We start from the raw sequence: 13,082 nt of genomic DNA on the forward strand, positions 1-13,082 counted from the left end.
AACGCGACGTGAACTTTTAGGCTCAACGACATGCGTAACGACTACAGCATCGGCGATGTGGCCGGAATTTTGAAAGTCACCACCCGCACCCTGCGGCACTGGGATGACATCGGCCTGCTTAGCCCCCAGTGGCGCACCGGGGGCGATCACCGCCTCTACACCGAAGACGATGTGCAACGCGGGATGGACATCCTGATTTATCGCAGCGTGGGAATTGAGCTGAAGGACATCGCAGTGCTTCTCGATGCCCCCTCGTCCGCCACCCTGCCCCGCCTCCGCGCCCAACACGAGGCCTTGCAGAAGCGGCGAGCCGACGTCGACGCCATGTTGTACGCAGTGGAAAGACTAATTGAGGAGACCGAAATGGATAAGAACCTAAGCCCCAGCCAAAAAGTGCGGAACCTGGGTGACGCATGGCCCCAACTGCAGGAAGAAGCCCACGAGAAGTGGGGAGATAGCAAAGAATGGGCGGCCAGTGCGGCCGTCGCAGATTCGATGGGAAAGAAGGTCTGGGAGGAATTCTCAGTGGACCATGAGAACTTTGCGGCCGAGCTAGAGGAGGCCGCGGACGCAGGACTTGAACCGGGCGGCGAGGAGGCGAAGGAGATCGTCGACAAGCACCGCGCCCTCATCGCCCAGTGGTACCCGGTGTCGAGGTCCAAGCAGGTGATCCTGGCGCGCATGTATTGCGAGGACCCGCGGTTTAACGAGACTTACCGCGGTAACGCCGACTATTTGCGCCAGCTGATTGAGGCGCAAGCCCAGGCGGAAGGGGTGGATCTGGACAATCTCGCCTGGGACTAGTCGGTTCACAGCGCACGTACAGACTCCGCTCAGTACCCTTGGAAGCCAGAGTGCAATACTTCTCACCTTGAATGAGATATCCCTGGCGCCACCAGGCGTCAGGAGAAGCGGAGAAAGGACCAAAGCGGGACCATGGATGATTCGAAGGACGTCAAGGTACTTGTCGTCGATGACGAGCCCAATATCGTTGAGTTGCTCACCGTCTCCCTAAAGTTTCAAGGTTTCGACGTACACAGCGCCAACTCCGGCAACGAGGCCCTGCGCATCGCGCGTGAGATCAATCCTGACGCTTACATCATGGACGTCATGATGCCGGGCATGGACGGCTTTGAGCTGCTGGGCAAGCTACGCGCAGAGGGCCTCGACGGCCCCGTGCTCTACCTGACCGCCAAGGACAGCGTGGACCAGCGCATCCATGGCTTGACCATTGGCGCGGATGATTACGTCACCAAGCCCTTCAGCCTGGAAGAGGTCATCACCCGCCTGCGCGTGATTCTGCGCCGCGGTAACGCGGTGGATGACCAGGACGGCGACGCCACCATGACCTATGCCGACCTCACCCTCAACGATGACACCCACGAGGTCACCAAGGCGGGGGAGATCGTGGAGCTTTCGCCTACCGAGTTCAACCTGCTGCGCTACCTCATGCAGAACCGCGAGGTGGTGCTGTCCAAGTCCAAGATTCTGGATAATGTCTGGCACTACGACTTTGGTGGTGACGGCAACGTGGTGGAGTCTTACATTTCTTACCTACGCCGCAAAATTGATACCGGCGATACCCCGCTTATTCACACCGTCCGCGGTGTCGGTTACGTGCTGCGCATGCCGCGCTCGTAGGCTCATCCACTATGAGCGAACCCACCGCGAATATTCAGGCCCCACAATCCGGGGTGACGCTGGTGCGGGATAAAACCCCGCGCCGGCGTATGCAGCGCCCCAAAGCGCTGCCCCTGCGCACGTGGCTACTTGTCCTCATGGTGCTGGTATCGGGGCTTGGCCTGGCCATGTCCTCCCTGGCGGTGTCGTCGATCATGCGCAACGTGCTCTACACCCGAGTGGACACCGAGCTTAACGACGCCCACAGCTCCTGGGCCAGCAACCTCGACGAGTCCTTTTATATGCCGCAGGACGGAAGCCGCCGACCCCCGACGGACTATGTGGCGCTGGCGTACTATCCCGATGGCTCCGTGGTGACCACGCGGCCCATCGCGGCGTTGCCTGATGCACGCAACGTGATCGTCGGCGGGGAACCCACCACCGTGCGCTCGATTCAAGGCGAGACCGAATGGCGGGCCGTGGCCAAACTCCAACGGGATGGTTCCGTGGTGGTCGTCGCCAAAGACATGACGACGGAAAACTCCATCCTGAAAGGGTTGGCGATTGTCCAGGTGATCATCGCGGCCTTGGTCATGCTGATCATCGCGGTGGTGGGCATGTGGCTGATCCACCGGGCGCTGCGGCCGCTGCGCGTGGTCGAGAAAACGGCTTCCCAGATCGCGGCGGGCAACCTGGACAAGCGCGTGCCGGAGTGGCCGTTGCACACTGAAGTGGGGCAGCTTGCCGCAGCGCTCAACGTCATGCTGGGGCAGCTGCAGAATTCCGTCGTCGATGCGCAGGAAAAAGAACAGCAAATGCGCCGCTTCGTCGGCGATGCCTCCCACGAGCTGCGCACGCCGCTGACCAGCCTGCGCGGCTACACGGAGCTGTACCGCTCGGGGGCTACCCAGGATGCGGAGTTTGTCTTCAGCAAGATCGATGCCGAGTCTAAGCGGATGTCGTTGCTCGTGGAGGATCTGCTGGCCCTGACGCGAGCGGAGGGCTCGCGCCTGGACATGCGCGAGGTTGACATGCTGGAACTTGTGCTGTCAGTGGGTTCCTCGGCGCGGGCGGCTTTTGCGGGCCGCACCATCAACGTCAACAACGAGGCCTCCGGGATTCCGATGGTCAACGGTGACGCGGACCGCCTGCACCAAGTGCTGCTCAATTTGGTATCCAACGGTATCCGCCACGGCGGCGAGGAGGCGTCGGTGACGCTGACCTTGCGCGACGACGAGGAGCACGTGCTTATCGACGTCGCCGATGACGGCAAGGGCATCTCCCCCGAAGACGCAGCCCACATCTTTGAGCGCTTTTACCGTGCTGATACCTCGCGCACCCGCGATACGGGTGGCTCGGGTTTGGGCTTGGCCATCGTGAAATCACTCGTCGAGCAGCACGGCGGTTCAATCTCCGTGGATTCGGAGCTGGGCAGCGGATCGATCTTCACCATCTGCCTGCCCAAGGCGGCAGCTAGTGCCTAGCTGCCGAAAGGTAGCAGTCAGCTCTTAGCTGTCGCGGCGGCCATCCTCGTCCGTGCCGAGGTGCTGGCGAATGCGCGCGGCGGCCTCGTCCATGGCGGCGGGGTCGGTGGCGTCGGCAGCGAAGGCCTTGGCGAAGTCGTAGTCTTCCATCTTTTCGGTGGGGAAGAGGTGGATATGGGTATGGGGAACGTCGAAGCCAGCGATGATGTAGCCCGTACGCGGGGTGTCGAAGGCCGTCTTGATGGCGCCACCGATCTCTAGAGCGATCTCGTTGAGGTGTGCCCAGGTTTCTGAATCGAGGTCAGTCCACTTATCGACCTCCTCGACCGGCACCACCAAGGTGTGGCCATAACGCAGCGGCTCGATGGACAAAAACGCCACGCACTTCTCGTCGCGGTACACAAAGCGAGCAGGCAGCTCGCCCTCGATGATCTTTGTAAATACGGAAGACATGGCCCCTAGGCTACCGCCAGTTAAGATAGACGGCATGCGCATTCTCGTTATTGGCTCGGGCGGCCGCGAACACGCCCTGCTCACCGGCCTGAAAGCTGACCCTTCTGTTACCGATCTGCACATTGCCCCCGGTTCCCCGGCGCATAGGATGCAGGCCACCGTCCACCCGGAGTATTCCCAGGTGGACGATCCTGCACGCATGACGGAGCTGGCAGTGGACATCGCAGCGGACCTCGTCGTCATTGGACCGGAGGTGCCGCTGGTGAAAGGCGTGGCGGATGCACTGCGTGAGCGCGGCATCGCGGTCTTCGGGCCGTCGGCAAGCGCGGCACAGATCGAAGGTTCCAAGGCCTTTGCTAAGGACGTGATGGCGGCCGCCGGCGTGCGCACCGCCCGCGCGGAGCAGCTCGCCCCCGGCACCAGCGATGAGGACATCGAGGCCGCCCTCGATCGTTTCGGCCCGCACTTCGTGGTTAAGGACGACGGCTTGGCCGGCGGCAAGGGCGTCGTGGTGACCGAGTCCCGCGACGCGGCCCGCGCGCACGTTGATGCGGTTCACGCCGTGGGCAACCCGGTGCTGCTCGAGTCCTTCCTCGACGGCCCGGAGGTCTCCCTGTTCTGCTTGGTGGACGGCGAGACCGTCGTCCCGCTGCTCCCAGCGCAGGACCACAAGCGCGCCTACGACAACGATGAGGGCCCCAACACCGGCGGCATGGGCGCCTACACCCCGCTGCCGTGGCTGCCTGCCGACGGCGTCCAGCGCATCGTCGACGAAGTCTGCGTCCCCGTGGCTAAGGAAATGGTCAAGCGTGGCACCCCGTACTCTGGCTTGCTGTACGCCGGCCTGGCGTGGGGCAAGGAAGGCCCAGCCGTGGTGGAATTCAATGCCCGCTTCGGTGACCCGGAAACGCAGGCGGTACTCGCTTTGCTGAAGTCTCCGCTGGGTGAGGTTTTGAGCGCCACCGCTACCGGACAGCTAGCGGAGCTGGCGCCGCTGGAGTGGGAAGACGGCTATGCCGTCACCGTGGTGCTGGCTGCCGAGGGCTACCCGGCTTCGCCGCGCAAGGGCGATCCGATTTCCTCGCCGGACCTTGATGATCCCACCCGGGTTCTGCACGCCGGTACCACCACGGGGGAGGGCGGCTACGTCTCCAACGGTGGGCGCGTCCTCAACGTTCTCGGCCGTGGTGCCACCCTCGCCGATGCCCGCGCGGCCGCCTACGAAGTTCTCGGCGGCATCGAGCTGGAGGGCAGCTTCTTCCGCACGGACATTGCACTGCCAGCGGAGAAGGGCCAGATTAGCATCTAATTCCCTGATAATGCTTCCTTTGGGGTGCGGCGTGGAATAATGAGCGACGTGGCTGAAAAGAAGAACATTTCCAACGTCCTGTCCGCTCGATACGCCTCCCCAGAGATGGCTGAAATCTGGTCCCCGGAGCACAAGATTATTCTGGAGCGCCAGCTGTGGATCGCGGTGATGACGGCGCAGAAGGATCTTGGCGTCGACATCCCTGCCTCGGCTATCGCCGCCTACGAGGCGCAGGTTGAGAACGTCAACCTCGCCTCCATCGCGGAGCGTGAGCGCGTGACGCGCCACGACGTCAAGGCGCGCATCGAGGAGTTCAACGCCCTGGCCGGCTGCGAACACATCCACAAGGGGATGACCTCGCGTGACCTGACGGAGAACGTGGAGCAGCTGCAGATCCTGCGTTCATTGGAGCTGACCCGCGATAAGGCCATCGCGGTGGTCTCGCGCATCGGTGAGCGTGCTGCGCAGTACCAGACGCTGGTGATGGCCGGTCGTTCGCACAACGTCGCCGCCCAGGCCACGACCCTGGGTAAGCGTTTCGCCTCCGCTGCCGACGAGCTGCTGCTCGGCATCGAGCGCGTGGAATCGCTGCTGAGCCGCTATCCGCTGCGCGGTATCAAGGGCCCGATGGGCACCTCGCAGGACATGCTCGACCTCATGGGCGGCTCCGAAGACAAGCTCGCCGCGCTGGAGACCCGCATTGCGGATCACCTTGGATTCTCCCGAGTCTTCAACTCGGTGGGCCAGGTTTACCCGCGCTCCCTCGACTTCGATGCTGTGTCCGCGCTGGTGGAGCTGGGCGCTGGGCCTTCCTCGCTGGCAACGACCATTCGCCTCATGGCTGGCAACGAAACCGTGACGGAAGGCTTCAAGGAGGGCCAGGTTGGTTCCTCCGCGATGCCGCACAAGATGAATGCCCGCTCTTGCGAGCGCGTCGGTGGCTTCCAGGTCATCCTGCGCGGCTACCTGACGATGGTGGCGGACCTGTCCGGCCAGCAGTGGAACGAGGGCGACGTGTTCTGTTCGGTGGTACGCCGCGTGGCGCTGCCCGACGCCTTCTTCGCTATCGACGGCATGTTTGAAACCTTCCTCACGGTGCTCGACGAGTTCGGAGCTTTCCCGGCCATGATTGACCGCGAGCTGGAGCGCTACCTGCCGTTCCTCGCCACCACCCGTATCCTCATGGCGGCGGTGCGCGCGGGCGTGGGCCGCGAGACCGCGCACGAGGTCATCAAGGAAAATGCCGTCGCCGTGGCGCTCAACATGCGTGAGAATGGTGGGGAGCAGGACCTCATTGAGCGCCTGGCTGCCGACGAGCGCCTGCCGCTCGATGCCGCCGCCCTCGAGGCCGCGCTGTCGGACAAACACGCCTTCATCGGCGCCGCCGAATCGCAGGTGAGCCAGATTCTGGGCCGCATCAAGGCGATTGTTGACCAGCATCCGAAGGCCGCGGCCTACACCCCGGGCGAGATCCTCTAGCCCACGCTGCCAGGGGGCATCCAGTGATCTGGGGCCACCGGGCGTGGTACGTTTTCGCAGACAATCCCTCTCAAACGCGAGTTTTCGGGGCGCTATTTACGAAAACGTACCTCGCTGGCCCGGTCCATGTACGTTTCGATCAAATAAGGTTGCCCAGATCGAATTTTCTGGCCCTTATTTGATCGAAACGATCAGCTAGTCACTTTCTGCTTTATTCGGCGCTTTGTCTGCGCCCTTCGTTGCGGACTCGATGGCGCTGCGGGTTGTACCCCAGGCTTGCCGGGCGCGGTTGGTTACGGTTTCGCGGGCTTCTAAGGTGCGTTGCTGCGCAACACCAGCGGCTTCGCGGGCCATGTTGGTGCCGGTGGCAGTCAGCTCGCGGAAAGCATCGATGCGCCGGACGGGCTCTAAGCCCTCGGTTCCTTCGACAGCAAGGTTGGCAGCGTCGGCGAAGTCACGCAGTTGGGCAAAGAAATGGTTGACCTCCGCTACGGCGCGGGGAGAGTTCCAGTCGATGGCTTTGCGCAGCGTCGAGAAGCTGCCCAGCTCGTGGGCAATGTGGGCGATGCTGGTGAGGTCTTCCAGCAAACGAGCGGCGCGCCTCTGCCGCGCCCGAGCAACGGCCGCGGCGTAGTCTTTGGCCACCTCGCCCTCCACGGCATTGGCGCGGCTGAGCTGAAGCACATACATCTGGTTCTGCAGCTGCACGGTTCGGGCAAGCTCGTAGAACCACGAGCCTGCGTCGTCGTTAGTCTTCTGGAAGGTCGCGCGCACCTTCCCGGGCGAAGTCTTTGACCTCGCCATCGTCTCCGCCACGGCCCGCAGGTGTCGCAGTACCTGGCCTTGCAGCTTAGCCAGGTCCGCAGTGAGGTGGGCGATGGTTGCCCACTGCGTATCGGTCACTTCAGCGGTGTCCTCGAGGACGAGGGCGGCCTCCGCCAGCATCTCCGCGACGCTATCAATCTCACCAGCCAGCGAATCCTTCTGGAAGCGCAGCACCTCATCGAGCTTGGCGTCGATATGCTCCAGGTAAGCCTGCATCTGCTCCATCTGCTTCTCGACGCCCGCCTGCTGCATCATCGACGCCAGCACCATCGGAGCCGCCGGCGTGAGCAGGCCGGCCTTCTCAAACTGCAGGTGCTTGAGCAGGCTTCCACCGTTGTGCGAAGCAACGCCGCGGCCGACATCCTTGGTGCGGATTACACCGGCGCGGATATCCCCCGGCTTGATGCCCAGGCGCTTGAGGTACGCAGCGGACTCAGCATCGAGCTTGAGCCAACGTCCAGATTCCTTCTGGTAGTCCTCGATACCTGTGAGCACCTGGCTCGCACGGCAGAGGATCTGGGGAGTGACAGGAGAGAGCTCCGCCTGGTCGGAAAGCCGTTTCAGCTCGGATTCGGGGCCGATAACAAGTGCGCCTTCCTCACCGGTAATGACGGTTAGCTCGGCGTCGCTCTCAGCCATTAGGCTATCCCGGGGAGGCGCAGAACCGGCAGCTCAAAGCCGCCGAAAGAGGCGCCGTTGGAGGCGAGGTAGCCGCCGATCACCAGCACGGTGAGCACCGTCATGACGCCGAGGACCGCCGCGCCCGTGGACGAGGTCTGCTGCTGCGTCGTCTGCCCCGGGATGGGCAGCTCGGGCACCGGCTGGATGCCCTCCTGAGCGCCGCGCCCGCGCAGCTCCTCCACACACTCCGCGAAGGACTGCGACTGGGCGGCGTTGAAGGCGTCGACGGCTTCCTTTTCTTGCGCTTGGTTCTCCGCTAGGGCGGCGCGCAGCGTGGAGCTGAAGTCGCTGCCCGTCGACAGCAGGGGAGCCGGGCCCTTCTCGGCCCGGGCCGCAGCTGCATTGATGGAGTACTCGGCGTCCTCCGGTAGCAACACCGACTCGTCTGCGACGAGCTCTTCCGGCGCAGACGCACCGACCATGATGATGAGCATATCCGCGCCCGTGTAGCCGGCCTTGCTCAGCGCGGCCACCGTCGCTGCATAACCCGGTGCCTTGCTGATGTCGCGCGAGGTGTACGCGGAGAAATCAAGGTTCGGGAACTGCGCTTGAATCTGCTCCGAGGTCGCCTTGATCGTGGCAATGTACCCGGCTCGGACGTCGCGGGCCAGCGCGCGGTCTGACTCCGACGCCGATATGGAACACAGCCATTGGCCGTGGGCGGATTCGCGCGCGGAGACATCGGCGGCCTGCGCCGCCGGTACGCTGAGGGCGCCGCATACTAGCGCGGCGGTGGTCAAAAGAGAGGTCACGCGAGAGCGCACGGGCTTAACTCCTCAAGCTTGGGACGTATCTTGAAGCAGTCTAGACGGGTCTAGGATGTATGTCATGCGTCCAGAACTTTCTTCCTATACCCACATCGCCTCCGGCAAGGTGCGCGATATCTACGAAATCGACGACAACACCCTGCTCATGGTGGTCTCCGACCGCATTTCCGCCTATGACCACGCCCTTGAGCCCGCCATTCCGGACAAGGGCCGCGTGCTCACAGCGACCTCGAAGTTCTTCTTCGGCGTCATTGATTTCCCTAACCACCTCGCCGGGCCTCTCGACGATGAGCGCATTCCCGAAGAGGTACTCGGCCGTGCCATGGTGGTGCAGAAGCTCGACATGCTGCCCTTCGAGTGTGTCGCCCGCGGCTATCTCACCGGCTCCGGGCTGAAGGAATACCAGGCATCCGGCAGCGTGTGCGGCGTCGAGCTGCCCGAGGGACTGACGGAAGCTTCCCGCCTGCCCGAGCCCATCTTCACTCCGGCCACCAAGGCCGAGCAGGGCGATCACGATGAGAACGTCTCCTTCGACGTTGTCGTGGAGAAGCTCGGCCGCGAGCGCGCCGAGGAGCTGCGCGAGGCCACCCTGCGCATCTACGCCACGGCCGCCGCACTGGCGGAGGAGAAGGGCATTATTTTGGCGGATACGAAGTTCGAGTTTGGCGTCGACAAGCACGGCACTTTGGTCTTGGCCGATGAAGTCCTCACCCCGGACTCCTCGCGCTACTGGCCGGCCGATACCTATGAGGAAGGCAAGGTCCAGCCTTCCTTTGATAAGCAGTACGTTCGCGATTGGCTCACCAATTCCGGCTGGGACAAGGAGTCCACGCCGCCGCGCTTGCCGGACGACGTTGTCCAGGCCACCCGCGCGCGTTATGTTGAGGCCTTTGAGCGCCTGTCCGGAACCACTTTTTAAGGAGGCTGAATGAACGCACCGATTGCTGCTAAGCGCCCCATCACGCGAGAGTTCCACGGCCGCAGCTTCGTTGATGACTACGAGTGGCTGCGCGAGAAAGACGCCCCGGAAACCCGCGAGTACCTTGAGGCCGAAAACGCCTACACCAAGGAGCGCACCGCGCACCTGGACACCTTGACCGAGAACATCTTCACTGAGGTCAAGTCCCGCATCAAGCAGACGGACATGTCCGTGCCCCAGCGCCGCGGTAAGTACTGGTACTACGGCCGCACCGAGGAGGGCCAGGAGTATGGCTACAGCTGCCGCATCCCGGTGTCGGAAGGCTCCGATCCGTGGACTCCGCCGACCATCCCGGAGGAGGGTGCTCCAGACGGGGAGCAGGTGCTTCTCGACGTCAACGCGCTCGCCGAAGGCCACGACTTCTTCGCCCTCGGTGCGTCCACGGTGAGCGATTCTGGTGATTTGTTGGCCTATTCGGTCGACGTGGCCGGCGACGAGCGCTTTGAGCTCTTCATCAAGGACCTGCGCACGGGCGAGCTGTTGGAGGACCGCCTGGAAGGCATCTTTTATGGTGCGACGTGGGTCGGGGAGGAGTTCATCTTCTACACCACCGTCGATGATGCATGGCGGCCGGACACCGTGTGGCGCCACCGCGTGGGAACCCCGCAGTCGGACGACGTTGTGGTCATGCGCGAGGAGGATTCGCGCTTCGGCATCGGTGTGGGCACGACCCGCAGCGAGAAGTACATCATGATTGTCTCCGGCTCGAAGACGACGAATGAAGCGTGGGTGCTCGAGCAGGACAACCCGGAGGGCGATTTCCGCTGCCTGTGGGCGCGCGAGACCGGCGTGGACTACGACGTCGACCACGCCGTGGTGGGCGGCACCGATTATTGGGTTGTCACGCACAATGCCACCGGCCCCAACTTTGCCTTAGGTTACTGTCCTGTCTCCGATGACCTTCCAGCCTTGCGCGAACTCACCGTCCTCATGCCACACGATGACACAGTGCGCATTGAGGGCGTGGATTGTTACCGCGACCAGATTGTCGTGGGCTACCGGCGCGGCGGCATCGGCCGAGCAGCGGTGATGGACGTACGGGAGGGGTGGACGTCGTTAAGCGAGCTCAACTTTAATGAGGAGCTCTACACCGTTGGCGTGGCCGGCAACCCGGAGTGGGATGCGCCGGTGCTGCGCGTGAGCTACACCTCCTTCATCCAGCCAGCCCAGCTCTTTGATTACCGCGTGGCCACCGGCGAGTACACGCTGCTGAAGGAACAGGAAGTCCCTGGCGGCTATGACAAGGATGAGTACGTGGCTTACCGCGTCTGGTCTGAAGCGCCTGACGGGACGAAGGTGCCGGTGTCCATCGTGCACCGCGCGGACCTCGACCGCACGCAGCCGAACCCGACGCTGCTGTATGGCTACGGCTCCTATGAGGCGAACATGGACCCGTATTTCTCGGTCTTCCGTTTGTCTCTCATGGACCGCGGCATGATCTTTGCCATGGCGCACGTGCGCGGTGGTGGTGAGATGGGCCGCAACTGGTACGACGACGGCAAGATGCTGGCTAAGAAGAACACGTTTACGGACTTCATCGCGGTGGCCGATGACCTCATCGCGCGCCGGGTGACCACGCCGGACACCTTGGTGGCTGAGGGCGGCTCCGCCGGTGGCCTGCTCATGGGCGCGGTGGCGAACATGGCGCCAGATCGGTTTAAGGCCATCGAGGCCAACGTGCCGTTCGTGGACCCGCTGACCTCGATTCTTATGCCGGAGCTGCCGCTGACAGTGGTGGAGTGGGAAGAATGGGGCGACCCGTACCACGACCCGGAGGTCTATGACTACATGGCTTCTTACTCGCCGTATGAGAACATTGCGCCGCAGAAGTATCCCAATATCCTGGCGCTGACCTCGCTTAACGACACCCGCGTGCTCTACGTGGAGCCGGCGAAGTGGGTAGCCAAGCTTCGCGACGTCGCCACAGGCGGCGAATTCCTCCTCAAGACTGAGATGGCCGCCGGCCATGGTGGTGTGTCCGGACGCTACGCCAAGTGGCGGCAAGCGGCATTCGAGTATGCGTGGCTGATTAACCAAGCTACGGGGGCGGAGGCTTAAGCATCACCCCCGCTCGGCGCGCGGCGGCGCGGTGGCTGTGCGATAATTTTCCTTATGCATGGCCACCTTTTGGTTTCGATTTCCAGTATCTTCGACGACACCCGAAGGCAGGCCGCTGACCTGCTGGAGCAGTTCGATAAGGCGGATATCCCGGTGTCCTTGCTCGTAGCGCCACACATCGATGGCAATTGGCACTTGGCTAAGGATGCGGTGACACAGTCTTGGTTGCGGGAGCAAGCTGAATCGGGCCGCGTGCTGATTCTCAATGGCTTTGACCAGGCGGTTCAAGGGCGTCGAGCGGAGTTTGCCAATCTGGATGCGCACGAGGCACGCCTGCGCCTGAGGGGGGCGACGCGGCAGATGGCAAAGATCGGCTTCGAGCCCACTATCTTTGCGCCGCCGCGCTGGCGTATGTCGGAAGGCACGCTCACTGTCCTTCCCGAGTTTGCCTTCGACTTCGCCGCCTCCACCCGAGGTATCCATGACCTTCGCTCCGGCGAGCTCCACCAAGCCCGCAACCTGTCCTTTGGTGAGGGCTTTGGCTCGGCCAAGTGGTGGCGTCGCAACATCATCCGCGCCGCGGAGCGCTCCGCCCAGCGCGGCAACACCGTGCGCCTATCGATTTCCGGCCGAAACCTCGATGACCGCAAGGTCGTTGCCGACTTCCTCAAGGCCGCTGAGCGCGCCGCTGCCGCAGGTGCGCGGCCTGCGAACTATTCCGTCTTCACGCACGCCGAATAGCCCACCAACCTTCTTCTGGTTGGCGGGTGTGGCCAATGTAGACGCGGTGTAAGTGTGCGAACCGGTCGGGTATGCTGGTTGCGCGTTTCACGAGCGCAATCTAGTGGACGTAGATTTCTAGTCCCCACCCGCGACCGGAGCGAGAAAAGCCTCTCTGATGAGGGGGCTTGACCTGGCTGAGCAGAGACGAACTTAGCGAGTATTCGGGCGTTGCGGGTCAGTCAGGAAGTGACAGGGAGCTCCGTCAGTAATGCTGGCGGGTGTCCGGCTGCACTGTTGGCGGCGTCTAGCGTGTACTAGGTACTACATGGGGGTGTTGGAGGCGCCACGACTCGGTGGCGTTGCGTCAACTTCTACTTGGAAAAGCTAGTTCTTGTGGCTAACTTCAAACAGATCATCGCGATGTGCATTGAAGGTGATGGGGTCTCTACACGTTTACAGCCAACTGCCCGCGCAAACACATGCAGATAAGCGTTTGGTGCTCTTGGGGCAGAGGTTTAAAAGCGTTCATTTGTTTGAAAATGCTGTTTTACTGCGGTCATAAAATGCGCCAGCTTCCCATACGGGCGCGTACGACGGTACGGTTCCCTCTCTAACTGGGCGTGGTTCATTGAAAAGCGTGTGCCCCAGGGAAAAAACTCCTGGGGCACACGCGTGTTTCTCTTAGCTCTTTAGAACCAAGAAAG

11 protein-coding genes are annotated in these 13,082 nt (G+C 62.7%); 8 read left to right on the top strand and 3 right to left on the bottom strand.

Annotated features, from left to right (window positions below; genetic code table 11):
* Window positions 1–30 precede the first annotated feature (30 nt).
* The 3 genes from HWX44_RS04000 (at window position 31) to HWX44_RS04010 (ending at window position 3,104) form a co-directional block, all read left to right on the top strand.
* A complete protein-coding gene (locus HWX44_RS04000) occupies window positions 31–804 on the top strand; it encodes a MerR family transcriptional regulator (protein WP_049154748.1) in 774 nt (257 codons plus the stop codon).
* Between the two features lie 132 nt (window positions 805–936).
* Window positions 937–1,641, top strand: a complete 705-nt coding sequence (locus HWX44_RS04005) for a response regulator transcription factor (protein ID WP_046649284.1) — start codon at window positions 937–939, stop codon at window positions 1,639–1,641.
* Between the two features lie 11 nt (window positions 1,642–1,652).
* Window positions 1,653–3,104, top strand: coding sequence for a sensor histidine kinase (locus HWX44_RS04010; RefSeq protein ID WP_175973294.1), 1,452 nt, complete (start codon window positions 1,653–1,655; stop codon window positions 3,102–3,104).
* Between the two features lie 24 nt (window positions 3,105–3,128).
* Here HWX44_RS04010 and HWX44_RS04015 read toward each other — a convergent pair whose 3' ends face one another.
* The gene (locus HWX44_RS04015; protein WP_046649286.1) at window positions 3,129–3,557 is read right to left on the bottom strand and encodes an HIT family protein; all 429 of its coding nucleotides are present in this window, start codon (window positions 3,555–3,557) and stop codon (window positions 3,129–3,131) included.
* Between the two features lie 34 nt (window positions 3,558–3,591).
* Between HWX44_RS04015 and purD the strand changes: the two genes are divergently transcribed.
* A complete protein-coding gene (gene purD / locus HWX44_RS04020; protein ID WP_175973295.1) occupies window positions 3,592–4,866 on the top strand; it encodes a phosphoribosylamine--glycine ligase in 1,275 nt (424 codons plus the stop codon).
* A 39-nt stretch (window positions 4,867–4,905) separates the two neighbouring features.
* Window positions 4,906–6,345, top strand: a complete 1,440-nt coding sequence (purB, locus tag HWX44_RS04025; RefSeq protein ID WP_070821330.1) for an adenylosuccinate lyase — start codon at window positions 4,906–4,908, stop codon at window positions 6,343–6,345.
* Window positions 6,346–6,540: 195 nt separating this feature from the next.
* Here the strand turns inward: purB and HWX44_RS04030 are convergent, their stop codons facing one another.
* Window positions 6,541–7,809: a hypothetical protein gene (locus HWX44_RS04030; RefSeq protein ID WP_175973297.1), complete on the bottom strand. Its 1,269-nt coding sequence runs from the start codon at window positions 7,807–7,809 to the stop codon at window positions 6,541–6,543.
* Window positions 7,809–8,615: a serine/threonine protein kinase gene (locus tag HWX44_RS04035; RefSeq protein WP_175973299.1), complete on the bottom strand. Its 807-nt coding sequence runs from the start codon at window positions 8,613–8,615 to the stop codon at window positions 7,809–7,811. Before HWX44_RS04035 ends, HWX44_RS04030 begins: the two co-directional genes overlap by 1 nt.
* 64 nt (window positions 8,616–8,679) lie before the next feature.
* On the opposite strand from HWX44_RS04035, the gene HWX44_RS04040 reads away from it, so the two are divergent.
* Genes HWX44_RS04040 through HWX44_RS04050 form a run of 3 tightly spaced genes read left to right on the top strand, consistent with a single transcriptional unit; the run spans window position 8,680 to window position 12,396 of the window.
* Entirely contained in the window at window positions 8,680–9,537 is an 858-nt protein-coding gene (locus HWX44_RS04040) for a phosphoribosylaminoimidazolesuccinocarboxamide synthase (protein WP_175973301.1), read from the top strand.
* Window positions 9,538–9,546: 9 nt separating this feature from the next.
* Window positions 9,547–11,655 carry a S9 family peptidase gene (locus HWX44_RS04045; protein ID WP_175973304.1) on the top strand — a complete coding sequence of 703 codons (2,109 nt, stop codon included), beginning with the start codon at window positions 9,547–9,549 and terminating at the stop codon, window positions 11,653–11,655.
* Between the two features lie 54 nt (window positions 11,656–11,709).
* Complete coding sequence (locus HWX44_RS04050) at window positions 11,710–12,396, top strand: DUF2334 domain-containing protein (RefSeq protein ID WP_175973306.1); 687 nt, start codon at window positions 11,710–11,712, stop codon at window positions 12,394–12,396.
* The last annotated feature ends 686 nt before the right edge of the window (window positions 12,397–13,082 follow it).

It is taken from the genome of Corynebacterium sp. Marseille-Q2823 (assembly GCF_903645345.1).
Taxonomy (GTDB): Bacteria; Actinomycetota; Actinomycetes; order Mycobacteriales; family Mycobacteriaceae; genus Corynebacterium; species Corynebacterium hiratae.

Bases quoted from the DNA above. Each gene is read 5' to 3' on its own strand.
- HWX44_RS04000 (WP_049154748.1), top strand. From the start codon at position 31: ATGCGTAACGACTACAGCATCGGCGATGTGGCCGGAATTTTGAAAGTC.
- HWX44_RS04005 (WP_046649284.1), top strand. From the start codon at position 937: ATGGATGATTCGAAGGACGTCAAGGTACTTGTCGTCGATGACGAGCCC.
- HWX44_RS04010 (WP_175973294.1), top strand. From the start codon at position 1,653: ATGAGCGAACCCACCGCGAATATTCAGGCCCCACAATCCGGGGTGACG.
- HWX44_RS04015 (WP_046649286.1), bottom strand. From the start codon at position 3,557: ATGTCTTCCGTATTTACAAAGATCATCGAGGGCGAGCTGCCTGCTCGC.
- purD (WP_175973295.1), top strand. From the start codon at position 3,592: ATGCGCATTCTCGTTATTGGCTCGGGCGGCCGCGAACACGCCCTGCTC.
- purB (WP_070821330.1), top strand. From the start codon at position 4,906: ATGAGCGACGTGGCTGAAAAGAAGAACATTTCCAACGTCCTGTCCGCT.
- HWX44_RS04030 (WP_175973297.1), bottom strand. From the start codon at position 7,809: ATGGCTGAGAGCGACGCCGAGCTAACCGTCATTACCGGTGAGGAAGGC.
- HWX44_RS04040 (WP_175973301.1), top strand. From the start codon at position 8,680: ATGCGTCCAGAACTTTCTTCCTATACCCACATCGCCTCCGGCAAGGTG.
- HWX44_RS04045 (WP_175973304.1), top strand. From the start codon at position 9,547: ATGAACGCACCGATTGCTGCTAAGCGCCCCATCACGCGAGAGTTCCAC.
- HWX44_RS04050 (WP_175973306.1), top strand. From the start codon at position 11,710: ATGCATGGCCACCTTTTGGTTTCGATTTCCAGTATCTTCGACGACACC.